The 21,571-nt window shown below is 45.1% G+C and carries 23 protein-coding genes; 14 read left to right on the forward strand and 9 right to left on the reverse strand.

The genetic code is table 11. The features are described from left to right. Positions 1 to 211: 211 nt before the first annotated feature. Both JGK22_RS14325 and JGK22_RS14330 read right to left on the reverse strand, forming a co-directional pair. Positions 212 to 859 (reverse strand): response regulator transcription factor, encoded by a 648-nt coding sequence (locus JGK22_RS14325; RefSeq protein WP_293125294.1) that lies wholly within the window; start codon positions 857 to 859, stop codon positions 212 to 214. Between the two features lie 650 nt (positions 860 to 1,509). Further along, positions 1,510 to 1,947 carry a ferredoxin gene (locus JGK22_RS14330; RefSeq protein ID WP_293178992.1) on the reverse strand — a complete coding sequence of 146 codons (438 nt, stop codon included), beginning with the start codon at positions 1,945 to 1,947 and terminating at the stop codon, positions 1,510 to 1,512. Positions 1,948 to 2,243: 296 nt separating this feature from the next. Here JGK22_RS14330 and groES point away from each other — a divergent pair, with 296 nt between their 5' ends. The 5 genes from groES to JGK22_RS14355 all read left to right on the forward strand — a co-directional run bounded on the left by groES (position 2,244) and on the right by JGK22_RS14355 (position 5,823). Continuing rightward, on the forward strand, positions 2,244 to 2,555 hold the full coding sequence (groES, locus tag JGK22_RS14335; RefSeq protein WP_194008182.1) for a co-chaperone GroES: 312 nt from the start codon (positions 2,244 to 2,246) through the stop codon (positions 2,553 to 2,555). 143 nt (positions 2,556 to 2,698) lie between these two features. After that, positions 2,699 to 4,339 (forward strand): chaperonin GroEL, encoded by a 1,641-nt coding sequence (groL, locus tag JGK22_RS14340; protein WP_293178995.1) that lies wholly within the window; start codon positions 2,699 to 2,701, stop codon positions 4,337 to 4,339. Positions 4,340 to 4,491: 152 nt separating this feature from the next. After that, entirely contained in the window at positions 4,492 to 4,986 is a 495-nt protein-coding gene (locus JGK22_RS14345) for a hypothetical protein (RefSeq protein ID WP_293178998.1), read from the forward strand. Next, positions 4,940 to 5,440: a hypothetical protein gene (locus JGK22_RS14350; protein ID WP_293179001.1), complete on the forward strand. Its 501-nt coding sequence runs from the start codon at positions 4,940 to 4,942 to the stop codon at positions 5,438 to 5,440. The genes JGK22_RS14345 and JGK22_RS14350 overlap by 47 nt, the downstream gene beginning before the upstream one ends. A 5-nt stretch (positions 5,441 to 5,445) precedes the next feature. Then, complete coding sequence (locus tag JGK22_RS14355; protein WP_293179004.1) at positions 5,446 to 5,823, forward strand: hypothetical protein; 378 nt, start codon at positions 5,446 to 5,448, stop codon at positions 5,821 to 5,823. Between the two features lie 28 nt (positions 5,824 to 5,851). On the opposite strand, the gene JGK22_RS14360 is transcribed toward JGK22_RS14355, so the two are convergent. Then, positions 5,852 to 6,328, reverse strand: a complete 477-nt coding sequence (locus JGK22_RS14360; RefSeq protein ID WP_293179007.1) for a GNAT family N-acetyltransferase — start codon at positions 6,326 to 6,328, stop codon at positions 5,852 to 5,854. Between the two features lie 237 nt (positions 6,329 to 6,565). Between JGK22_RS14360 and JGK22_RS14365 the strand changes: the two genes are divergently transcribed. Then, positions 6,566 to 7,225 (forward strand): glutathione S-transferase family protein, encoded by a 660-nt coding sequence (locus tag JGK22_RS14365; RefSeq protein WP_293179010.1) that lies wholly within the window; start codon positions 6,566 to 6,568, stop codon positions 7,223 to 7,225. Between the two features lie 165 nt (positions 7,226 to 7,390). On the opposite strand, the gene JGK22_RS14370 is transcribed toward JGK22_RS14365, so the two are convergent. Together JGK22_RS14370 and JGK22_RS14375 are read right to left on the reverse strand one after the other, a co-directional pair. Then, positions 7,391 to 8,029 carry a GNAT family N-acetyltransferase gene (locus JGK22_RS14370; protein WP_293179013.1) on the reverse strand — a complete coding sequence of 213 codons (639 nt, stop codon included), beginning with the start codon at positions 8,027 to 8,029 and terminating at the stop codon, positions 7,391 to 7,393. Between the two features lie 576 nt (positions 8,030 to 8,605). Next, a complete protein-coding gene (locus tag JGK22_RS14375) occupies positions 8,606 to 8,812 on the reverse strand; it encodes a hypothetical protein (protein WP_293179016.1) in 207 nt (68 codons plus the stop codon). 824 nt (positions 8,813 to 9,636) lie between these two features. Here JGK22_RS14375 and JGK22_RS14380 point away from each other — a divergent pair. From JGK22_RS14380 to JGK22_RS14400, 5 genes are all read left to right on the forward strand, one after another. After that, positions 9,637 to 13,155 (forward strand): response regulator, encoded by a 3,519-nt coding sequence (locus JGK22_RS14380; RefSeq protein WP_293313072.1) that lies wholly within the window; start codon positions 9,637 to 9,639, stop codon positions 13,153 to 13,155. Between the two features lie 159 nt (positions 13,156 to 13,314). Beyond that, positions 13,315 to 13,455, forward strand: a complete 141-nt coding sequence (locus tag JGK22_RS14385) for a hypothetical protein (protein ID WP_293313074.1) — start codon at positions 13,315 to 13,317, stop codon at positions 13,453 to 13,455. 12 nt (positions 13,456 to 13,467) lie between these two features. After that, entirely contained in the window at positions 13,468 to 13,710 is a 243-nt protein-coding gene (locus tag JGK22_RS14390) for a type II toxin-antitoxin system prevent-host-death family antitoxin (RefSeq protein ID WP_293313076.1), read from the forward strand. 73 nt (positions 13,711 to 13,783) lie between these two features. After that, entirely contained in the window at positions 13,784 to 14,014 is a 231-nt protein-coding gene (locus tag JGK22_RS14395) for a type II toxin-antitoxin system Phd/YefM family antitoxin (protein ID WP_293179028.1), read from the forward strand. Continuing rightward, positions 14,011 to 14,400, forward strand: a complete 390-nt coding sequence (locus JGK22_RS14400) for a PIN domain-containing protein (protein ID WP_293313078.1) — start codon at positions 14,011 to 14,013, stop codon at positions 14,398 to 14,400. Before JGK22_RS14395 ends, JGK22_RS14400 begins: the two co-directional genes overlap by 4 nt. Before the next feature lie 163 nt (positions 14,401 to 14,563). Here JGK22_RS14400 and JGK22_RS14405 read toward each other — a convergent pair whose 3' ends face one another. Together JGK22_RS14405 and JGK22_RS14410 are read right to left on the reverse strand one after the other, a co-directional pair. Next, on the reverse strand, positions 14,564 to 14,857 hold the full coding sequence (locus JGK22_RS14405) for a hypothetical protein (protein ID WP_293313080.1): 294 nt from the start codon (positions 14,855 to 14,857) through the stop codon (positions 14,564 to 14,566). A 13-nt stretch (positions 14,858 to 14,870) separates the two neighbouring features. Then, positions 14,871 to 15,200, reverse strand: a complete 330-nt coding sequence (locus JGK22_RS14410; protein ID WP_293313081.1) for a flavoredoxin — start codon at positions 15,198 to 15,200, stop codon at positions 14,871 to 14,873. A gap of 410 nt (positions 15,201 to 15,610) precedes the next feature. Between JGK22_RS14410 and JGK22_RS14415 the strand changes: the two genes are divergently transcribed. Further along, positions 15,611 to 15,877, forward strand: a complete 267-nt coding sequence (locus JGK22_RS14415; RefSeq protein ID WP_293313082.1) for a hypothetical protein — start codon at positions 15,611 to 15,613, stop codon at positions 15,875 to 15,877. A 201-nt stretch (positions 15,878 to 16,078) separates the two neighbouring features. On the opposite strand, the gene JGK22_RS14420 is transcribed toward JGK22_RS14415, so the two are convergent. Further along, complete coding sequence (locus tag JGK22_RS14420) at positions 16,079 to 17,080, reverse strand: hypothetical protein (protein ID WP_293313083.1); 1,002 nt, start codon at positions 17,078 to 17,080, stop codon at positions 16,079 to 16,081. 244 nt (positions 17,081 to 17,324) lie between these two features. Between JGK22_RS14420 and JGK22_RS14425 the strand changes: the two genes are divergently transcribed. Together JGK22_RS14425 and JGK22_RS14430 are read left to right on the forward strand one after the other, a co-directional pair. Continuing rightward, positions 17,325 to 18,680: an NB-ARC domain-containing protein gene (locus JGK22_RS14425; RefSeq protein WP_293313085.1), complete on the forward strand. Its 1,356-nt coding sequence runs from the start codon at positions 17,325 to 17,327 to the stop codon at positions 18,678 to 18,680. A gap of 207 nt (positions 18,681 to 18,887) precedes the next feature. Next, a complete protein-coding gene (locus JGK22_RS14430) occupies positions 18,888 to 19,742 on the forward strand; it encodes a glycerol acyltransferase (protein ID WP_293313087.1) in 855 nt (284 codons plus the stop codon). A 16-nt stretch (positions 19,743 to 19,758) separates the two neighbouring features. On the opposite strand, the gene JGK22_RS14435 is transcribed toward JGK22_RS14430, so the two are convergent. After that, the gene (locus JGK22_RS14435; protein ID WP_293190486.1) at positions 19,759 to 21,132 is read right to left on the reverse strand and encodes a 2-polyprenyl-6-methoxyphenol hydroxylase-like oxidoreductase; all 1,374 of its coding nucleotides are present in this window, start codon (positions 21,130 to 21,132) and stop codon (positions 19,759 to 19,761) included. Between the last annotated feature and the right edge of the window lie 439 nt (positions 21,133 to 21,571).

The raw sequence follows: 21,571 nt of genomic DNA on the forward strand, positions 1-21,571 counted from the left end.
TGTGGCTGAAGCCGCGCACTCGCTCCAAGGCGACTGAAGTCGCTAATCGGCTAGACCCCAGCCTTAAAAGGACGGGGCTTGCGCCTCGTTTTTCGGTCAAGCTTAATGGGGATCGAAACTACCACGCCAACCACCCTATCGCCCAGCAAGCATACCGAATCGGATTGCAGTATCTTTTTCTCCCCTAATTTCACAGCGCTAGAGCCTAAACTCAAGCCTTTTTGCTTTCCAGGGCCCAGCGAGCTAGCTCTGTCCGGTTGTGCAGACCTGTTTTGCCCAGCATATTGCTAACGTGGCTCTCTATAGTGCGCTGGCTGACATTCATCACGTCTGCGATCTGGCGGTTTGCCATACCCTGCGCTAGCAACTGTACCACCTTTAACTCAGTAGGAGTCAATTCGACATTGCGGCGCGCCTTAATTTTGGGGCCGCTCTCTATACCTGGATTTGAGTGACGAATCAAGCGGGATGCTGCTTTTAGAGAAGATTCTACTTGGGCTACCAGTTCTTCGGGCTCAAAAGGCTTAACTATATAAACATCAGCTCCAGTGCTCAAGCCTTTTACTCGATCGGAACTTTGACCTTTGGCGGACAAGAAAAGAACCGGAATCCAGCTCGTGCGCGGGTCTTCTCTGATGTGTTTGACTAAAGTGTACCCGTCCATTTCTGGCATCATCACATCACAGATGATCAAATCGGGGACTTCTTGTTCGAGTTTTTCTAGAGCGTGTCTGCCGTTTTCTGCTGTGATGACGTTGTAGCCCCGAAACTCTAAGTAATCCTTGACTAGCAAGATCAAGTTCGGGTCGTCGTCAACCAGCATCAGCCGTTTTTGCTCTCCTGAATTATTGTCCTTCATGTTTCTTCCCGCTAGAGTATCCCGCACAATTCCTTGTTTTTCACTCCTGTTTTTTCCGTCAGTCCAGTGTCAGCCCGGGAAAGTTGGGGGTTGAGGACGGCGGTGGGGTGAAGGGATGGCGGTGAGGGGAAAGCGGGGCGGGTATTACCGCTTCCTCTCCCAGTGTTCGATGCCCGTTTGTGAATGTCTTGCGACGTGGAACGGAGCCAAAACCTGTAATGGACGATCGCCTGTCACGATCGGCCTTGATTGATGGAAGACTCACGCTCCCTAGCCCAAGTTAAATATTTAATCTCGATCGGTTCAATTGCAAGTTGATGCCCCGGTTTTAAATGATACTTCTGATATAGAGAAATTTAAGCAGGCTCCCTACTTACGTATTTAACTATTTCTAGTGTAGTTTGGCAAACTGCCGGATGTCTGCTACTGAGAAACTTTTCGGCAAACTCTCGCCAGAGGGCGATCGAACTGCTTCGATACACCTCTTAAAAAAACACACAGCGACAAGCAAGACTACCAGAAACAGGTAGGAGAGTACAGTTGTTCGATCGATCCGCAGGTGCGATCGCCCAACGCGCTCACGCTCTCTACTTTACCGTCTTAAACCTAACACCTTACTTATCCTGCTGTGCTTTTTCACCGCGCTATAGTTAAATATCTGCTTTCGCCTCAGCAGGCTCCGGCAAAGGATGAGTCAAAAAAGCGTATTCTTCAACCACCTGTGAGCCGATCAGATGTTCCTGAATAATTCTCTCCATGACGAGGGGAGTAACATCGCGATACCACACTCCGTCTGGGTAGACTACCATAATCGGGCCAGACGCGCACACTTGCAGGCAGTTAGCTTTAGTCCGAAAAATGCAGGTTTGCCGATCGGCTTTTGGCTTGTCCAACCCCAATTCTTGCAAGCGTTTTTTTAAGTAATTCCAAGCCACCAGACTGCTTTCTCGATCGCAACACTTGGGCACGGTTTGGTCGGCACAGATAAAAATATGCCGTTCAATTCGCTCTATTCCCAGGCTTTGGACGCAAGCGCTCAAGCCTTGGCTGCAAGATTCATCGTTGTTATTTTCAGATATTTTATTCATTCGTTAATAATAATTAATTAGCGATCGAAACTCATCACCACTCTCCCACTCTCCCACTCTCCCACTCTCCCACTCTCCCACTCTCCCACTCTCCCACTCTCCCACTCTCCCATTCCCCCACTCATCCTCGGTTCGGGAACCCGTACAGACAGATAAGTTGCGATCGCCCCTTACTAAAGCTAAATTAGCACTCAGGAGTCGAGAGTGCTAATATGTCAGTGTAAGCAGTCAGCCGTTGCTTTCATCGCGACCACTGACGGCTAACTGACTAGGATCTGTAATCTGGAGATTTATTTATGGCAGCAGTATCACTGAGTGTTTCTACCGTTAAACCGCTAGGCGAGCGCGTGTTCGTGAAAGTAAGCGCTAGCGAAGAAAAAACCGCCGGCGGCATCCTTCTACCCGACACAGCTAAGGAAAAGCCCCAAGTAGGCGAAGTCGCGGCCGTGGGCCCCGGCAAGCGCAACGACGACGGCAAGCGCGTTGAAATGGAAGTCAAAGTCGGCGACAAAGTTCTCTACTCGAAGTATGCCGGTACCGACATCAAACTCGGCACTGACGAATACGTCTTGTTGGCCGAAAAAGATATTCTGGCGATCGTCAACTAATTAATCATTAGTCATCAGTCATCAGTCATCAGTCATTAGTCATTAGTTTAAAGCGAACGCCGCCAAAAAACTAATGACACAAGACAAATGACTCGCCATCCATCCCCAATCTAAAATCTCAAACCCTCTCATCCCCAAAAACTATGGCTAAGCGTATAATCTACAACGAAAATGCACGTCGCGCCCTCGAACGCGGTATGGACATTCTCGCCGAAGCAGTCGCCGTTACCCTCGGCCCCAAAGGTCGTAACGTCGTTCTCGAAAAGAAATTCGGAGCTCCTCAAATCGTCAATGACGGCGTAACCATCGCCAAAGAAATCGAACTCGAAGACCACGTAGAAAATACAGGCGTTGCCTTGATCCGTCAAGCTGCTTCCAAAACCAACGACGCAGCAGGCGACGGCACCACAACTGCTACCGTTCTGGCTCACGCAATGGTCAAAGAAGGTCTGCGTAACGTAGCTGCTGGTGCAAATGCGATCGCCCTCAAGCGCGGTGTTGACAAAGCAACCGGCTTCTTGGTCGAAAAGATTGCCGAACACGCCAAACAAGTAGAAGATTCCAAATCCATCGCTCAAGTCGGCTCAATCTCTGCTGGTAACGACGATGAAGTCGGCCAAATGATTGCCAATGCAATGGACAAAGTGGGCAAGGAAGGCGTAATTTCCCTGGAAGAAGGGAAGTCTATGACCACCGAACTCGAAATCACCGAAGGGATGCGCTTCGACAAAGGCTACATTTCTCCCTACTTCGTCACCGACACCGAACGGATGGAAGCGATTCTAGAAGAACCCTTCATCTTGCTGACAGACAAGAAAATCGGCTTGGTACAAGACTTAGTACCAGTGCTCGAACAAGTAGCTCGTTCCGGCCGCCCGCTGTTGATCATTGCAGAAGACATTGAGAAAGAAGCTTTAGCTACTCTCGTTGTCAACAAACTGCGCGGTGTGTTGAATGTAACTGCTGTTAAAGCACCTGGTTTTGGCGATCGACGCAAAGCCATGTTAGAAGATATCGCCGTATTGACCGGCGGTCAACTAATCACCGAAGACGCCGGTTTGAAACTGGAAAACACCAAGCTGGACATGATCGGCAAAGCCCGCCGCATCACCATCACCAAAGACAGCACGACAATTGTTGCCGAAGGTAACGAAGTCGCAGTCAAATCTCGCTGCGAACAAATTCGCCGTCAAATGGACGAAACCGAATCTTCCTACGACAAAGAAAAGCTGCAAGAACGTTTGGCTAAATTGGCCGGCGGCGTCGCAGTCATCAAAGTCGGCGCTGCGACTGAAACCGAAATGAAGGATCGCAAACTGCGTCTTGAAGATGCGATCAACGCAACCAAAGCTGCTGTCGAAGAAGGCATCGTTCCTGGTGGCGGTACAACTTTGGCTCACCTAACTCCTCAATTGGAAGAGTGGGCGAATGCCAATCTGAAGGGCGAAGAGTTAACCGGTGCTTTGATTGTGGCACGGGCTCTGGCTGCTCCCCTGAAGCGGATTGCTGAAAATGCTGGTTTGAATGGCGCTGTCATCGCTGAGCGCGTCAAAGAAAAGCCGTTTAACGTTGGTTTCAATGCAGCGACAAATGAGTTTGTCGATATGTTTGAAGCTGGTATCGTTGACCCTGCGAAGGTAACTCGTTCTGCTCTGCAAAATGCCGCATCTATTGCCGGCATGGTGCTGACAACCGAGTGCATCGTCGTTGACAAGCCTGAACCCAAAGAAGGCGCTGCTTCTGGCGGCGGCGGCGGCATGGGCGGCGGCGACTTCGATTATTAATCGATAGTTTGAGAGGGCGGGCTTTCGGGTCCGCCTTTTTCATAGAAATAGCTGTCGCTCCCAGGGGACAGCTAAATTTTTGTATGGCCTGACTGATATACTAAGAATGATTGAGTATCCGTAAAGCGATCGCATCGCAAGAGGTCAGGCCAATGTCAGCCACTATTACAATTAGCCCCAGCGAAATTCGGCAGATATTTCAGCCGCGCACATCCAGCGCTTCAAGGTTTTGGGAACTGGCTCAAAAAGCAAACAATTTAGCTGTCATAATTGACGCTCGTTGGGAGCAGATTCCCCCTGAGACTAGAGAATTACTCAAAATTTTTGCCTATGCCTTAATTGAACCCCCTCAAGGAATTAAGGGAGTTTTTAGTGAATTTTTAGGGCGTTTTTATTTGGCTTTTTCTTTATTTTCAATTGCAATCAAAGGTGAGCAAGACGCTTTTATAGCTTACGGTGCAGCATTTCAACGTCTTCTTAATGCGATCTTGAGTGGAGTAGAACGGGAAGATATTGCTTATCAAAAAGCACTATCTGAAGCCCTGGAACAGACTTTTGAAGAGTTAGAAACTATCGAGGCGATGACAGCGGAGGAGGCCTGTGAACGAATCAGAGCAATTTCATATCAAGCTCTCGAAGAACTTTGATAAAACTCAGCAAAAACTAATCCGCGATCACTATCGTAAAAATCAGGTAGGATTAGTGAAATTTGTCGAATTAATCCAAAAATTCCTCAGAATTTTGAGTGTTGACCCCCGTCCCCGTCCACCGTTGGGACATTTAGAACCTTGGCCCAAAGGCTGTAGCCGTGAGGGGTTGGAATTTTGGAAGCTTGAGTTTAAAATGCCTCAGCTTCGGGGAGCCGCTGAACAGGGGCGACTTATCTATTTGTTAGATATTACAAAAAAAGAAGTTGTGTTAATTTGGATTTACACACACGCAGAATTTGAGAAACGACCACCGGATAAGAATTTAAAGCATTTATTGCTTGAAATTATGGATAATTATGAAGTTTCAGATGAAAGTAACAATTTAGCCGATAGTGGAGACGGTGAAACGGTCGAGGATAAACTTGGAGAAAATAAATCAAATGACAGCTAAGCAATATGAATTTATCATTTAAAGATTTAAGGTTTATTATAGAAGCGATCGAACATCAAATCAATGCCTATCAAGAACGTTTGCAGGTAATTGAAGATATAGAAGAGGATGAGGCTGCGGATCTAGGGAACGATATTAAATTTTTAGAGCTTCTACTCGCAGATATGAAGAAAAGTTTAGAGCATAATACTTCAGTCAAGCCTTTAAGTTCTGATGAGGTTTTTTCGCCAGATCGGAATGATAATTCTTCCGAATATGCAAAAGAAGAATTATCTTTTCAAGAATTAATGAAATTAACGCTTAATTTGTCACTTAGCGAGCGATTATTTCTAGTAGAGGCGATTACCTCGTCTGTGCGCCAGGAAGTCACTATCAATCAATAATCAGCCCATCAAGAGTGTGAGAACATTCTTAATTGCCCAAATCCTTGTCTTCAGAGACTGCCAAATTTTTAGTCATCAGAAAACGGTTATGACTTTGATAACCTACTCTGTGATAAAGACGCTGTGCATCGGGATTTTCAAAATCTACTTCCAGATGAAGAGCTTGGACTCCCAAAACTCGGCAGGTATCCTCTGCAAATGCTAAAGTCTGAGTTCCAATGCCTTGTCCGCGATAGTTGGGTCGGATATAAAACTCGTCAATAAAGGCATCCCTGCCTCGGTATTCTAAACTGTAACCCAGCGTCAAAATAATATAGCCGATCGCCTCATCTTCTTGCTGAATCAGCCACACTTGTCCCAAAGACGCATCAGCCAAAAGATTTGCTAAAACATCACGATCGACTTTTTCGTCGAATTCCAATTGTTCTTTTTTATGAAACTCTTTAACAAGTTCTAAAAGAAGCGTAATATCAGCGATCGCTGCAACTCGGTAGTTAACGGTCATAATACAGCCTCGAAACTTGACAAGCGATCAACCGCTGTGTGCTGTACCAGTTTAGCAGCGTAAGTTATCAAATGCTATCCAAGCTCGATCGCACTACAGGTAATGATGTCCGATTGTGCCAGAAGTACGATCGCCCCCTGTGCGTGTAAAATTGACTAAAATCTAAATATTTTCAGTAGCCCGATCGGCAACTCAATCCTCAAAAGCTGACTCTCTCAACAAACAGGCACAAAATTTATGAAACTTTACCATACTCCCATTTCCACCAACTCCAGCCGCGTGTGGGTTGCCCTCATCGAAAAAAACCTCGACTTTGAATTAATAACAATCTACTTGGACGGCGATCATTTAGAGCCTGAATTTGTCGCAATGAATCCTTTTCATCGCGTCCCTGTTTTGGTCGATGATGGTTTCACCGTCGTCGAGTCTCTGGCAATTCTTGACTATCTAGAAGCGAAGTATCCCGAACCGGCCATGCTACCCAAAGATGCGAAAGATTTGGCAATTGTGAAAATGGTACAATTGGTCACGATTAACGAACTTGGGCCGGCACTTTACCCCCTCAGCAGTGAAAAAATGGGCTGGGGAATTCCTGAAGCGCAGGTAATCGCAAAGGCTAAGGAAAAAGTCGATACTGTGCTGACATTTTTTGAAGGTTTGTTGGACGATCGCCCTTTTTTCGGTAGCAACACCTTAACATATGCTGAATGCGTTGCTGGTACGGTCGTCCCTCTGCTATCTTGGGTTGATGTATCCACAGACGGATATCCCAAAATTCAAGCTTGGTGCGATCGGCTAATGTCTCGTCCCTCATGGCAAAAAACCCGATTCACCGAGGCAGATTTGGCAGTTTACGCCTCTCGGAGACAAAAATTTCTCGAACAATCTCAAGCCTGATGAACCAATTCATTATCAAGGAATCGCTATTTGTTGAGGCTCAAGTTCAACTAGAAGTGAAGCAGGAGGTAGAAATTGGGTAGTGCTGCTTTCTTGAATGATGCAATTGATACAAGCCTTTCTCCATAACGATTGAGCGTGCGAAAAGCAGGCGCTTATGCACCACTACCCATACTTAGTTGATGAGAGGGAAATCTGCTTGCGTAAAAATAGCCGGCGCGGCTGGCCGAACAGCCAATAAGTCCAATGCCAATCCACTTGTTGCAAGCGGTAGCCTGCTTGATAGTACAATTGTCGCGCCCCGTGATTGTTTTCCAAAACGTGGAGGTAAATCTCCGAAAATCCCCATTCTCGGGCTGTATTCTCGCAGTTGTCGAGCAGTTGTTGAGCAATTCCCTGCCGCCGATACTCCGGGTGAACTGCTAAATTTGACAAGTAAGGATAGTCGGAATTCGGTATTTGCCAAGGGAATCGAGAACGCAGAGCCATTTCTATTGTTCCTGCTATAGACTGAGTTTGGTGCGATCGATAATTCTGCATTCCTGACTCCCGCGAGACTAGCTCAGCAACGAGACAAATATAGTGTTCTGCTTTAGAACGGAGTCGATTTTTTAAATCTTCGTAAATGCCTAAACGCAACACTGGATACACCCATTCTACAAACCCCTCGCGGGAGTGAAAGCTCATGGCCAAAATATCCGCTAGTTGCGTCAAGTCATTTGATGCAGCCACCCGGATCGAAAAGCCAGAAAGTCCGGGAGTTTGTTGTTGGTGAGAAGCTGAGGAAAAAAAGGAAGGATTCACAATTCCAGGTCACTATATTAATTTTTCTACGCGGGTTACCGATCTGCCCATCTGAGAAATTTCACTTCTGGTGATAATGTAATATCACTTTTAAAAAAAGAATGTAACTTTAGACCAACTCCCAATCATAATATTTGTCATCGAGAATCTTAAATTTAAGAGATTAAATTGTATGACTTATACTCAGAGTTTATGAATGCGATTCAGTCACATTCTTTTTGTACTTTCCTCTAACTATTATCTGATGTAAATTGGAGATATTCAGTATTTTAGACTAAATTTATTTCCAATGAAAACCCATCCCTTAATACTAGATTTGTGGGTAGCGGGAAAGTTATTAAAAACAATCAAAAAGGTTTTAACGTCTGGTTCCCGGAAGCGTACCGCTCTCTGCTTGCAGAAATACCCGATCGAATATAATTTATCCGTCTAGCGGTAATTGACAATATCAAGTATCTACTAGACTAATACCGGGCGCGATCGCAAGTCGGATGTTGGCTGCCTGTCCCAGAACCCGACAACCCAGCTTTCAGCAGTGCTGGGCAATCAGGAAGCCCGTCCCCTCGCGAACAGGCCTTACCTGTTGCGCCGGAGGGCTAGATATTGTCCAGCGATATTGTGCTGCGATACTGTGCTGCGGGCGATCGAGAGCTTCAAAACTTCGATCGAGCGGCTCGATCGGTTTCCACAGAGTACATCCCTAGCTAAGATTAACAGATGGATGCTCAAGATAGCGGTGTTTCGCCGCAGTAATTGCCTTGGGCGTTGGTCTGGACGAGGCATAAAAAATGCCGCGCTCTGCCCAAAAAGTGCCAGTCTCACTAAAATGGTACAGCAATTGCGTCACTCGCACTTCCCCGCCTGTGTTGTCTGTCTGTCTCCCCCCCCGAATATCAGTCAGGGACACAGGGGCCGGAGAGGAAAGCCATATCCTTGGCAGAATGTGAAAGTTGCTGTCACCTAGGCAGCAAAAACACAGGGGAAGATGTTGGTTGTCTATTGTATCCTGCTACAGACAGTTTTTACACACCAAATAAAACAGGAAGATGAGCGATAATAACACATAAAGAAAGGCAAATCCACTCACAATCAGGACGATTATTCCTATGTATTATGAGATATCCAGAGGGCAGTTAAAAGTTGCGGATTCCTATTTTCACGCTCAACATAGAGGTGAGGGGTTAAGGACACTTCCCGCAAGACGAGATTTTTGTGAATATCATTAAATAATAAAATTGGGGTGCACTACAGGCAACTGTGGCGATCGAAGAATTCGGAATTGAAAACCCATAAATTAAAAATCAAGGTTGATTCTTGCCTCGACCCACTCACAACAACTTCAGATTCACGAATTTGTGTGACACCAGTTTCAAAAAATAATGCAACTGCCGGCAAACTCCAAACCCTTATGTCATCAGTCATCAGTCATCAGTCATCAGTCATCAGTCATCAGTCATCAGTCATTAGTAGTAGGTAACAACTGTCAACTGTCAACTGTCAACTGTCAACTGTCAACTGTCGTATGACTCGTGCAATTGAAACCTGCGAATTCTTTTTTTCAACAGACTTATTAAATCGAACTGCCCCGGGGCACAGGAGAACGGTGCATGAATTCCCAATCAAATCCTAAGCTCAAACTTCTAATCGTCGATGACGAACCGGATAACCTCGATTTGCTTTACCGCACCTTCCATCGAGACTATAAAGTGCTCAGAGCCGAATCTGGCCCCGCCGCCCTCGAAATTTTGGCAAAAGAGGGAGAAGTTGCTGTGATTATTTCCGATCAGCGAATGCCAAAAATGAGCGGTACGGAGTTTCTCAGCCTGACTGCGGCTCAATATCCCGATGTGATCCGAATTATTTTAACTGGCTATACGGATGTTGAAGATTTAGTTGAAGCTATTAATGCTGGCAAAGTATTCAAATTCGTTACCAAGCCTTGGGATGCTGAAGAACTCAGAGCTCTTGTCAGTCAAGCTGTTGATACTCACAATGTCCTGAAAGCCCGCACGAATGAACTGCGTAGGGCTCTCTCGCAAGAATCGCTGCTTTATGCCGTTACCAATACTATTCGATCGGCTCCCAATTACCAGCAAATGCTGCAAAGAATTGTGGAAACTGTCGGGCAGATGTTTGAGGTGAGTTGCTGTTTGCTGCGGCCTTTCCAAGACGGCCGGGTGGCTGATGAGTGGTTCGTTTACCAGAAGGCCGAAAGTAAAGGGTTGCGGGGCGATTCTGAAGCTAGACGAGATGCTTCTAGCGCCCGACTTTCGCCGGATTTGCTGCCGGATTTGGTTTGGGAAACTCTGGATGTGGAGGTGATTCAAGATGCTCAAACTGACGATCGAGTTTTAAGCTGGGACAATGAGCAGCGATTGCAGGCTTACCAAGCTGCGAATATTCGATCGAGCTTAATCGTACCGCTGTTTTACCAAATGGAACTGATGGCAGTCTTGGCGCTGCACCAGTTCGATCGACCGCGCCAGTGGGAAGACCACGAGGTACAGTTAGTAATTACGGTGGCCGACCAAGCGGCTTTGGCGCTTTCTCAAGCCCGGGCTTACGAACAGGTGCGGGCGCTGGCAAAGCGCGAGACCTTAGTCAATACTATTACTACGGCAATTCGATCGAGCCTCGACCCCCAAAATATTTTTGCAGCGATTACTCAACAACTCGGCCAAGCTTTGCAAGTTGACGGCTGCGCCCTATCTCTGTGGACAGAAGATGATGAATATGTCCAGTGCGTTGGTCTCTACGACACAAATAGGGATACGGTGGCTGTAAAACAGGGTTTTAACAATTCAGAGGTAGTTGCGAATCCTCCAAGCCCTCAAACTGCTGCTGAGAGTGCTGCTGCGAACCCTCCCGGCTGGGTTTTTGCCCATCCTTCCCTGCCGCAGTCTTTGGTGCCGATTCGCGGCAATCCGGTGTTGCTGCAAGTTATGGTATCAAAAGAGCCCGTGGCGATTGAAGACCTCAACGAACGCCCCGATTTAAATGTTACAGAACTGCAAGTGCGATCGCCAGCCCGCGCCCTGTTAGTCGTGCCCTTAATCTCCGAAGGCAAAATCATCGGCAGCATTTCGCTGCGCCAAAATTGCAGCACCCGCCGCTGGAACCTCTCAGACATTGACCTGGCTCAAATAGTGGCAACTCAAGCTGCTTTGGCGGTGCAGCAGTCGCGCCTCTACCAGACTACCAGACAGCAGGCGGAACGGCTTTTGGAAGCCGATCGGCTCAAAACCGAATTTTTCCAAAATATCTCCCACGAATTCCGCACCCCTCTCACCCTAACTATCGGCCCTCTAGAATCAGCTTGCGGCCGCAAAGAAGACTTACCCTACGAACAAGCCGTCATCGCCTTGCGTAATTCCCGCCGCCTCCTGCGGTTGGTAAATCAACTGCTGGACTTGCAGCGCCTCGATGCAGGACGGATGCAGCCGAGTTTTCGCCCGTGCGATTTAGTCGGTTTTTGTTACTCTACGGCAGAGTCTTTCCGCGCCTACTGCGACAAAAAAGGACTGCACTTAATTACCCAACTGCAAGACTGTCCTTTACTTTATTTAGATATTGAAAGATTTGACAAAGTTATTTACAACCTGCTATCAAATGCTGTCAAATTCACCCCAGAAGGGGGAACAATCACCCTGACAGTTGAACCAGCCGGCGCTCACTGTTTGTTGCAAGTAAAAGACACCGGCATCGGCATTCGCACCGAACAAATTCCCTATTTATTCGAGCGCTTTCACCAAGCCGAAGGTTCCGCCAGCCGTTCCTACGAAGGCAGCGGTTTAGGTTTGGCACTTGTCAAAGAATTAGTCGAACTCCACGGCGGTCAAATTTCCGTCGATTCTGTTTACGGCGAAGGTACTACTTTTACCGTTTGGCTGCACTTCGGTTCGACTCATTTGCCCCCAGAACGGGTACTGGAAATCCCCGCCGAGTTTCACGCATCCAAAGCTGCGGTGGAACTGGCAGATGTGGAAGCTGACTTGTCGGAAGATGAAGCAGAAAATCATAACTTTGAGGCTCTAGAACCGATAAATTCCGAAACAGTAGCTGGCACGGTTTTGGTGGTTGACGACAATCCAGATTTGCGTTTTTATGTGTCGGAAATTCTGCGAGAGTCAGGCTTTGCAGTTTTGCTAGCCCGCAACGGAGAAGAAGGATTTGCTGTGGCAAAAAACCGCCGTCCGGATTTAATTGTCACGGATTTGATGATGCCTGTGATCTCGGGTTTGGATTTGATTCGGATGATTCGACAGGATGAAGACTTGCGGGGAACTCCGGCAATTTTGCTAACTGCTAAAGCCGATGCAGATACTCGGATTGAAGGAGTAGAACGGGGTGCTGATGCTTATTTATCGAAGCCTTTTAACGATCGCGAATTGTTGGCAGAAGTGCGGAATTTAATCGCCCTCAAGCAAAACGAGCGGCGAGTGCAGCAGTTGAACAATTATTTAACTGAGTCGGTGCTGCGCCGATTTTTGCCGCCGTCGATGGTGAAAGCCGCAGCGGCTGGAGATTTAGCCTTGGATTTGCGCCCGGAACCGCGATTGATTACTATTTTGTTTAGCGATATTGTCGGTTTTACTCAAATGGCAAATACGCTGCGATCGCGCCGGGTAGCTGAGCTGTTGAATGAATATTTGGCGACAATGACTAAGGCTATTTTTGACAGCGGCGGTACGGTGGATAAGTTTGTGGGAGATGCGGTAATGGCTCTCTTTGGCGCGCCGGAGGAACTAACGCCAAACGAGCAAGTACGCCGCGCTATAGCTGCTGCAAGGCTTATGCTGCGAGCTCTGAACCAACTTAACGAGCGCTGGTTGGAGCAGGGAATTGTGGGGGAAAATGGGGTGCCTCCGGTGCGGTTTCGCTGCGGTATTCACCAGGGTACTGCGGTGGTGGGGATGTTTGGCGGGCCCGATCGATCGGATTATACTGCGATCGGGCCGAGCGTGAATATTGCCGCCCGCTTGCAAGAAGTGGCGGAACCAAACTCTGTGCTGATTTCGGCGGCGGTTGCAGATTATGTTGAGGAGAATCGAATTGTTAAATATAAGCCGCTGCAACTCAAGGGAATTGATGAAACTGTGTTGACTTTTATGCTGAATTGTGATTAGTTGTTGGTTGTTTGTTATTGGTTATTAGTTGTTGGTTATTAGTTATTGGTTATTTGTTGTTTGTTGTTTGCGACCAACGCTCAATATCTAATAGCCATCTCTAATAATTATTGTGGAACAGGCAGGATGCCTGTTCAATACGAGTCTCGATCGCTATGAATGAGTAGGGAATTGGCGATCGCTCCGAGCGGAAAGAATAAGAAGGGCGATGGCCCTTTTTTGCTAGGGCGATCGCTGAAGGGGAAAGCTACCAACTTGCACAACTATCACAAGCGGAGTAAACTTAGTTTATGGACTTAGTTTTTTAAGATTATGGAAACTGTAAATATCGATCGAGCTAAGACAAATCTCTCAGAACTATTGTTGCGCGTGGAGCTTGGAGAAGAAATTATTATTTCAAACGGATCTATCCCAATAGCGAAGTTAGTTCCGTTTCGTAATTCATCGAATCGACGAGCTAGTTTAGGGCAAGATCGAGGGAGATTTATTGTACCAGAAGACTTTAACGCTCCTTTGCCAAAAGAGATTTTGGCAGCATTCGAGATCGGAGATTGAAATGCTTTATAAAAACGCTTGCTGATTGCTCAGGCTCAGATATCAACTATCAAAAACTATTTACGGTCGAAAAATGATACAAATTACCACGACTGAATTACCCCAAACCCTCCAGACTCTATTTATAGAGGTTGAACGTACCAAAACCCCCCTCACCATCATCCATGAAGGGAAACCATTAGTGATTATCTATCCTGCCACTACCCAAACCCCACGCCCCACGTTTGGCACAATGAAAGGAAGCGGTGAAATATTAGGAGATTTAATTGCTCCTGTCGCCCAACCCTGGGAAGTTTTAGAATGAAACTTTTACTCGATACCCACATTTGGCTTTGGTATTTACTTGGTAATGAACGACTATCGCTTCAACTTCAAACGGTAATCGCCGATCCTAATACTGAACTTTGGCTTAGTCCAATTAGCATTTGGGAGACGCTCATCCTTGCAGAAAAAGGACGGATATCTTTACAGCCAGATCCGGTTACATGGGTTAACTTAGCTTTAAAAACCCTGGAAACTCATGAAGCCCCAATGAATCACGCCATTGCCATTTTAAGTCGCGAGATTGCACTACCCCATCAAGACCCCGGAGACCGATTTATTGCAGCCACAGCCATTTACTATGGGTTAAGATTAGCTACAGTTGATGCCCACCTTACAGGTAATTCGGTGGTACAAACACTCAGTTAGGCAATATTCTATATTTCTGTGGGCGATCGCCCTTTTGTTTGCTGGGGCGATCGCCTGCAATACGGCTACGCTTCACGCTCTTTGTGCAATCATGGCACTATTTGGTAGTTGTCAGAAGTGCGATCGCTGCCCCCTTTCTCTACACCTATATTGCTTGTCAGGGTCAGGATATTGGTAGAGCTATGCCACTCTCAGGTAAACTAGAATTGCTCAGAATAATATCGTCTACCTGTCTAATCTGTTTCCAATCAATTACTGCAACCCAAAGACTTTCCTCTTCAGAATATTGCACGGCGCCATCTACTTCTAATTCTTCGCTATAGATGGTGAGCAATTTACCATTTTGCAACTTAATATTTTGGCAACTCAAATCTTCGATAGTCCCAACACAATTCAGACGAATGCGACCTTGTTCATCGGCATTATGAAAGTCGGCAAAAATTCTAGGGTGACTCATAATTTTACTCTCATCAAGATGGTTGCTGTGCTGGATTGGGAATTGTTGGTGTCAGCAGAAGGCTTGCTTGCTCTGCTGTTAATCCAGTTAGAGTTGCATGATTTGAACTTCTGCCATTCGTACGGATGACATCTCCATCTTCCGAGCGAACCTCGCCGACTGTCGTCACACCAACTTGTCCGTGCGGGATTGTTGCTGCTAACTCTGCTACGGACAATCCTACTGCACATTCTACAGAAATTCCCGTGATACCGCTAGGGTGGGTTCCTGTGGCACGTTGAATATCTTCTGGGCGATTACGGCCGCCACGAATTACTAAGGCTTCGTTTGGAATCTTTTCCACAATGCAGGCTATTTGATTGAGGTACGCGCTAGATTTTATCAGAAATCTCGGCTATTCTTCTGGGAACTTTTATATTAGCCTCTTTGGTGAAGGTAATAATAATCAGGAGTGTTTTTAGGTGGTAGTCTGAAACCCTTGATTTTCCCTTGGAAACTCGATCGCTCAATCTCGATTAAATCCTTATTCTACTGTTGGCAATCAAAAACAGTCCGAAGTGTTAAAAAGTGCGATCGGCTTTTTTTTTGCTAGGGCCCTCTTTCCCAAAATCACACTAAATGACGATGAATCTTGGGTTTCATGGCTCAAACCAAGAATAAATTCTATCTCGATCAAATTTGCAAAGAAATGTCCGGCTTCCGAGATTGATTGTTGGAAGAAGGAAACATAACCAACACAGCAGGACGATTATCATGACGAACTACTCAGACATAACCCGTAAAACATGGGTGGAAACTTTGTTTAAAATTTTACAAGATATGGTAAAAAAAGCTAAAAATCAGTATAATGACCTCACCATTACTTCTGAATTATCAGATATTGAATCAACTTTAGATACGCTTAAAGAGAACTTTATCAAAGAGGATTCTCTTATTCTTGATAAAATAGACGACGTTACACTAATGTCTTACATAGCACGGATTAGTGAGCTTGACGATGATCGACCGGATGCAGGTTAATGGACTGATTAAAATCTCAAGAAGAACCAACATTTAACAATTATTGTTAAATGTTGGTTGACTAACGTGGGTCGCGCGCACCTACTGAGATAATCTTGCCTTGTGAATCATATAATTATTGCTCATCAAAAATTATATGATTGCGTTTTCTATAAACCTATGAAAAAATACAGATCGTCTCGAAATGTACAGGATCTCTCATCAGGTCAAAGAAATCTTATAATCATTCAGAAGTGTGATTAATTGATTCAAATATGGTGAAATTTCTTTGTATGTCTCCAGGTCTTCTTGAGGAATTTGGATATCACCTACATGATTAGCAAAATCACCACTATCAAATTGTTCTATCAGCCAATCCAATGCTTTTTTGTATTCTTTGATTTCTGGGTGTCCTTGATTGGGATAGTTAAGTCCAATATACTTAACAGGCATATATGTAACATCATCTTCAATATTATCAATACTACAAACTAACCAAGCATATAAATAAGCTTTTATGTCTCTGTACAAAAATCTTTCAGGCCCACTCTCTAACTTGTCCAACTGCGTTCGATCTAGATTGAACGTATGTAATACAGAATTTGTAGCTAATCTAATCCAAAAAAGTTTCTCTATGGTAGTTACTAGCGCACGCAATCTTCTCTTACCCTTGCTTTTAGAATATGTGTTTTCATAATAAGCTTTAGCCTCTCCAGGAGTATCAAACATATTAATGTATTCTAGTGGAAAAGAGCCAGTAGAAGTCATCCCCTTAATTGCTTCGTCTTTCTTGTTGTCAATGTATGCACGAGTAGCATAGTAACGCTGCTGTTCTTTCCTGAAATTACTAATAGGATTTTGTTCCAATTGCTTGACGCGAGTTTGTGAAGGATATACATATTCCTCTGAAAATTTTGTTTCAAATTTATTTATTTCTTTAACAATTCTATTTTTGATCCTTTCATTGAGAAAAAGGAATTGAAATAACAAAGCTACAATTGCTGTGCCTCCTTGAATTAACCCAGAAACGACATTTATATCTACTTTTGTTGGCGAATTTAGGAATAAAACAACTAAATAAATTATCAAAGCTAATCCAAAGATCACTACAGTGAAAAATATAGATTCAATAAACAACTCAAGTAAACTAGATATAGTATCATTTTTAAACTGAGAAAAATTTGCATCCTGATATTTCCAAATCTTTTTAACTTTAGGAATCATTTTTAATCTCCGATTTTTAGAATTATTGTATGCAGTAACTTTAACGACACTTTAAAGCATTATTAACCCTGATATTCTCGCATGATAATTAAAAATCTCAGCTTTGCCTAGCTAAAAAATGCTCAATTTTGTTGGCAATTTTGTCTGCCATTCAAACTCGCTACTTAAAAAATGTTGGCAAATGCCATAAAATGTTGGAAAATGTTAGGTATAATACGGAAAATCACAACATCTGCGATGCTGCATGAATCTTGAGGAAGTGTTACAAATGGCTGATGAGATGGTATTTGCCAAAACTGGTAAGCATCTTGATGACTTACAAGAGGCGATTCTGCGGGGAACTATGCAAGGTGAGAAATACACCAAAATTGCCGACGAGATTCACTGTAACGAAAGTTATGTTAGGGATGTTGGCTCAAAGTTATGGCAAATACTTTCAGAAGAGTTGGGAGAAGATGTTAGTAAATCGAATGTTCGATCGGCAATTAAGAGATTCCAAGTCTCTAATTATTCAAATTTTGCACAAGGCGACGTTATAACCATTGGTAATTTCAACACCTGTGGAGAATCTAGACACGCGCCAAACATACCAAACTCACACCCACCAAATCAAGAAACATCGCATCAAGAGTTAAGCGAGATGCCGGAATTAGGTGCTTTCTACGATCGCACTTCCGAACTCAAAACCCTCACAACCTCGATTCTACAACAAAACAGCCGCCTCATAACCATCACCGGCGGACTCGGTATCGGCAAAACATCCCTAGCAATACAACTCGTACAACAAATAAAAGACGAATTTGAATACGTCATTTGGTGCAATCTCGACACATCCCCCACCCTCGGTGAATTTGAAGCTAACCTAATCCAGTTTTTCTCGCAGTCAGACAAGCAAGATTCACCCACAACCAACCAGAAAGCATTACCCCTAATTAAATATTTACAAAAACATCGGTGTTTAGTAGTCTTAGATGATATTCACAACCTGTTCAGCAGCGGCGAATTAGCAGGAAAATATAAACCAGGATACGAAGAATATCGCTCTTTATTTAAACAAATAGAAAAATTATCCCATCAAAGTTGCTTCCTGCTAGTCGGTTGGGAACCACCCAAAGAAGTTCCTCAACTCACCAGCGAAAATACTCCCATTCGTATTTTACAACTCACAGGCTTAGACACTGCGGCCGCACGGGAAATACTCCGAGATAAAGGATTAGCAGAAATCGATTACTGCGAAACACTCATTCACCGCTACCAAGGCAATCCGTTATGGTTAAAAAGCGTGGCGACTCTGATGCAAGAGTTAGGAATTGGCGCGGCAGAGTTATTATTAAATGATACCGTATTGTTGCCCGAAGATTTGAAAGATGTTTTACACCAGCAGTTTAGTCGCTTATCGGAAATAGAAAAACAAGTCCTCTGTTTGTTTTGTCGGGAAAGTGAACCAGTTAACCTGGCAAAATTACTCGAATATGGCACTGTGCGATCGCCAGATTTGCTCAATGCCCTGCAATCTTTATCGCGGCGTTGCTTCATTGACAAAACAGGAAGTTTTTATACTTTGCCACCTGTCTTGAGGCAGTATGTCCAAGAATTATGATTTAACTGTTAAAAATTGCCTGATCTGGTGTTGACTTTTCTCGGTCTTTTACTGTACTATGAGAATGTATATAAAATAATGGAAATAGTGACTTTTTTATTTTTGATACTCCAATTCCGATTATAAATTGAGTATATGTCAATTCCCCAAAATTTGCAATACTAAAACAATACTTTTTTACCGCCGATCGCACTTAAGCACCAATCAATGAAATATTCTGCATCCAGCCCCAGAAACAACAGCCAAACATCTCGCTTTGACGGATTATCTTTGGACGATCGCAATCCCGACTTCATAAAACTAATGCTGCCACTCTGGGAATGGCTGTACCGCTACTATTTTCGCGTCCAAAGCGACGGCTGGCACCACGTCCCCGCACGCGGAAAAATGCTCGTTGTCGGCTCTCACAACGGGGGAATCGCCGCTCCTGATATGTTTATGTTCCTATACGAATGGTTCCACAGATACGGTACGGAACGCTTGGCCTACGGATTGATGCACCCGACGGTTTGGGAAGTTTCTGCTGATATTGCTGGCATGGCGGTGCGGTGTGGCGCGATCAAAGCGCATCCAAAAATGGCGATCGCAGCTTTGCGAAAAAATGCCCCGGTTCTAGTCTATCCTGGTGGTGCCGAAGATACTTTTCGTCCCTATCACTTACGCAATAAAATCTACTTTGCCGGACGCAAGGGATTTATTAAGTTAGCATTGCGAGAAGAAGTGCCAATTGTACCAATTATATCCCACGGTGCCCACGATACTTTGATAGTTTTGGCAGATTTGTACGAAGAAGTTAAGCAATTGCATGAATTGGGGATGCCGTGGTTGTTGGGCATCGATCCGGTAGTATTTCCGGTGTATTTGGGATTGCCTTGGGGGTTGAGTATTGGGCCTTTGCCAAATCTGCCTTTTCCCGTGCAAATTCGGACTCGCGTGTGCGAACCGATCGTATTTGAGAGGTACGGTAAGGAAGCTGCGGGCGATCGCGATTATGTCGATGCTTGTTTCGATCTAGTTACAACTCAAATGCAACGGGAATTAGATTGTTTGATTGGCAATTGAGCATTGCACAAGTTTATTAATTCGGCCGACTGGTGACTAATTGCCCGATCGCCTTTACCGCAATTTTAGGATGAAAAAGTAAAGTCGGTGGTTCAATCATGTGCAGAACTTCCAAAAAAGCTTGACAAACTTTCGCATCTGTGGTCAACGCTTTTAACACCAGATCCATGTAATTAATTGTCAGTCGCGTAGCCAGGTTTGGTTTCGCACCCTCACTTCCCCGATAGCGCGAATCCTGGCTGATAGCAAACGTCCAAGGAATAGTATGTAATTTTGCGAGTTTTTGTTGAAAATGTCGCCCAAAGCCTGTTAAATCGCCTTCAGGATAGCGCTGCCGCTGTTTTTGCAGACATTCATCCAGCATCTGAGCATCCAATCCAGCAACCGTCATTCCTTGGCCGTAAACAGGGTTGAAAGCGCAAACTGCATGGCCGACAATTACCAAATTTTCAGGATAATGGGAGAGGCGTTCGTAGTGGCGCAAACGGTTTTCTGTACCTCGATAACTATACACAGGTGCGATCGCCTTTGCATCTTTAATCGCATCATAAATCATCGGAGTTGGCAGACTGCGCGCAAATTCTACAAAACCTGCTGCGTCTGCGGGCGGATAATCGCGATCGCCCCCACCGAGAGTCACCAGCCAGCGATTCCCCTCGATCGGGAAAATTGCACCGCCGCGAGTGCGAAATGGCGGTGCAGTTGACACAAATACAGGCGCTGTATCTGACAATTTACCGCTGCATTCATAGATGCGCGTCGCATAGCCGACAAAAGCATTGATAACCGTTTCAGGTGGCGGTTCATAGCCGAGTTTTTTCAACCATTTAGGCGTTTGAGAAACTTTGCCGCTAGCATCGACTACTAAATCTGCATTCAAATTCTCTTCATTAATGTTACCTGGGTTTTGGCGATCGCAAAAACGCACCGACACACCAGCAATCGCCGTGCCCTGAGTATTCGCCAGCAACCCCGTTACAGTCCCTCCTTCCAGGAAATGCACGTTCGTATTTTCAGTCAAGCGGTGGCGAATTTGGCGATCGAGTAAATCCCGACTGAACATAATTAAATCATCTGGATCGGGGGTAAAATGTGTCGCCCAACCAGCCGGACTAAACCAGGCGATCGACTTCGGATCTAACCTCGGAGCACCCGCAGCTATCAGTTCGTTTTCTAAGCCGGCAAACAACTGTTCTAAGATGATTTTTCCACGAGTCAAAAGGATGTGCAGGTGTCGGGATTGAGGAATACCGGGGCGAGGCGCAGCTTGTTCGGGAAAAAAATCTCGTTCAACAATACTTACGCGATCGAAGTGTTTCGCTAATACTCTAGCGGCCAACAGTCCTGCTAAACTCCCGCCCATAATAATCGCGTGACTTTCTCGCTGCATAATCAATTTTTTTGAAGGTTAATAACTAATACCATGTTTACAAAGTTTTCGACCAAACAAGTGTGGCGTTTGTTTACAGTCTACAAGCGATTAAATAGGTGCGTCGCGATCGGATTGTCGATATTTATTTAGGGATTTTTGATGTATCCGCACCCTACGACTCACAATTTTTTTCTCTCTCTTCTCTTCCTCAGCGTTCTCTGCGTCCTCTGCGGTTCGTTAAACAAAGTCTATTTGACAACGGACAGAAAACTGACATAGCACAATTATCCCTGAATCAACAGCAGGCCGCAGACATATTTATACACTTCCGACTGTAGGGGGATGCTTTAGCTCGTCAATAAAGCGATGCTTGCCATTGGGGGCATGAGTTTAACACTATACATTGGTCAAGTCGCGCCAATGAACGCGCGCACCCACCCTTTAACGAGGAATATAC

It is taken from the genome of Microcoleus sp. PH2017_08_TRC_O_A (genome assembly GCF_020738665.1).
Taxonomy (GTDB): domain Bacteria; phylum Cyanobacteriota; class Cyanobacteriia; order Cyanobacteriales; family Microcoleaceae; genus Microcoleus.

What these genes read in the sequence shown, in the direction of transcription:
- JGK22_RS14330 (WP_293178992.1), bottom strand. Translation starts at nt 1,947, where the DNA reads ATGAATAAAATATCTGAAAATAACAACGATGAATCTTGCAGCCAAGGC.
- JGK22_RS14425 (WP_293313085.1), top strand. Translation starts at nt 17,325, where the DNA reads ATGAATCTTGAGGAAGTGTTACAAATGGCTGATGAGATGGTATTTGCC.
- JGK22_RS14390 (WP_293313076.1), top strand. Translation starts at nt 13,468, where the DNA reads ATGGAAACTGTAAATATCGATCGAGCTAAGACAAATCTCTCAGAACTA.
- JGK22_RS14345 (WP_293178998.1), top strand. Translation starts at nt 4,492, where the DNA reads ATGTCAGCCACTATTACAATTAGCCCCAGCGAAATTCGGCAGATATTT.
- JGK22_RS14435 (WP_293190486.1), bottom strand. Translation starts at nt 21,132, where the DNA reads ATGCAGCGAGAAAGTCACGCGATTATTATGGGCGGGAGTTTAGCAGGA.
- JGK22_RS14375 (WP_293179016.1), bottom strand. Translation starts at nt 8,812, where the DNA reads ATGCCTCGTCCAGACCAACGCCCAAGGCAATTACTGCGGCGAAACACC.
- JGK22_RS14395 (WP_293179028.1), top strand. Translation starts at nt 13,784, where the DNA reads ATGATACAAATTACCACGACTGAATTACCCCAAACCCTCCAGACTCTA.
- JGK22_RS14400 (WP_293313078.1), top strand. Translation starts at nt 14,011, where the DNA reads ATGAAACTTTTACTCGATACCCACATTTGGCTTTGGTATTTACTTGGT.
- JGK22_RS14380 (WP_293313072.1), top strand. Translation starts at nt 9,637, where the DNA reads ATGAATTCCCAATCAAATCCTAAGCTCAAACTTCTAATCGTCGATGAC.
- groL (WP_293178995.1), top strand. Translation starts at nt 2,699, where the DNA reads ATGGCTAAGCGTATAATCTACAACGAAAATGCACGTCGCGCCCTCGAA.
- JGK22_RS14325 (WP_293125294.1), bottom strand. Translation starts at nt 859, where the DNA reads ATGAAGGACAATAATTCAGGAGAGCAAAAACGGCTGATGCTGGTTGAC.
- JGK22_RS14385 (WP_293313074.1), top strand. Translation starts at nt 13,315, where the DNA reads ATGAGTAGGGAATTGGCGATCGCTCCGAGCGGAAAGAATAAGAAGGGC.
- groES (WP_194008182.1), top strand. Translation starts at nt 2,244, where the DNA reads ATGGCAGCAGTATCACTGAGTGTTTCTACCGTTAAACCGCTAGGCGAG.
- JGK22_RS14430 (WP_293313087.1), top strand. Translation starts at nt 18,888, where the DNA reads ATGAAATATTCTGCATCCAGCCCCAGAAACAACAGCCAAACATCTCGC.
- JGK22_RS14405 (WP_293313080.1), bottom strand. Translation starts at nt 14,857, where the DNA reads ATGAGTCACCCTAGAATTTTTGCCGACTTTCATAATGCCGATGAACAA.
- JGK22_RS14360 (WP_293179007.1), bottom strand. Translation starts at nt 6,328, where the DNA reads ATGACCGTTAACTACCGAGTTGCAGCGATCGCTGATATTACGCTTCTT.
- JGK22_RS14365 (WP_293179010.1), top strand. Translation starts at nt 6,566, where the DNA reads ATGAAACTTTACCATACTCCCATTTCCACCAACTCCAGCCGCGTGTGG.
- JGK22_RS14420 (WP_293313083.1), bottom strand. Translation starts at nt 17,080, where the DNA reads ATGATTCCTAAAGTTAAAAAGATTTGGAAATATCAGGATGCAAATTTT.
- JGK22_RS14355 (WP_293179004.1), top strand. Translation starts at nt 5,446, where the DNA reads ATGAATTTATCATTTAAAGATTTAAGGTTTATTATAGAAGCGATCGAA.
- JGK22_RS14415 (WP_293313082.1), top strand. Translation starts at nt 15,611, where the DNA reads ATGACGAACTACTCAGACATAACCCGTAAAACATGGGTGGAAACTTTG.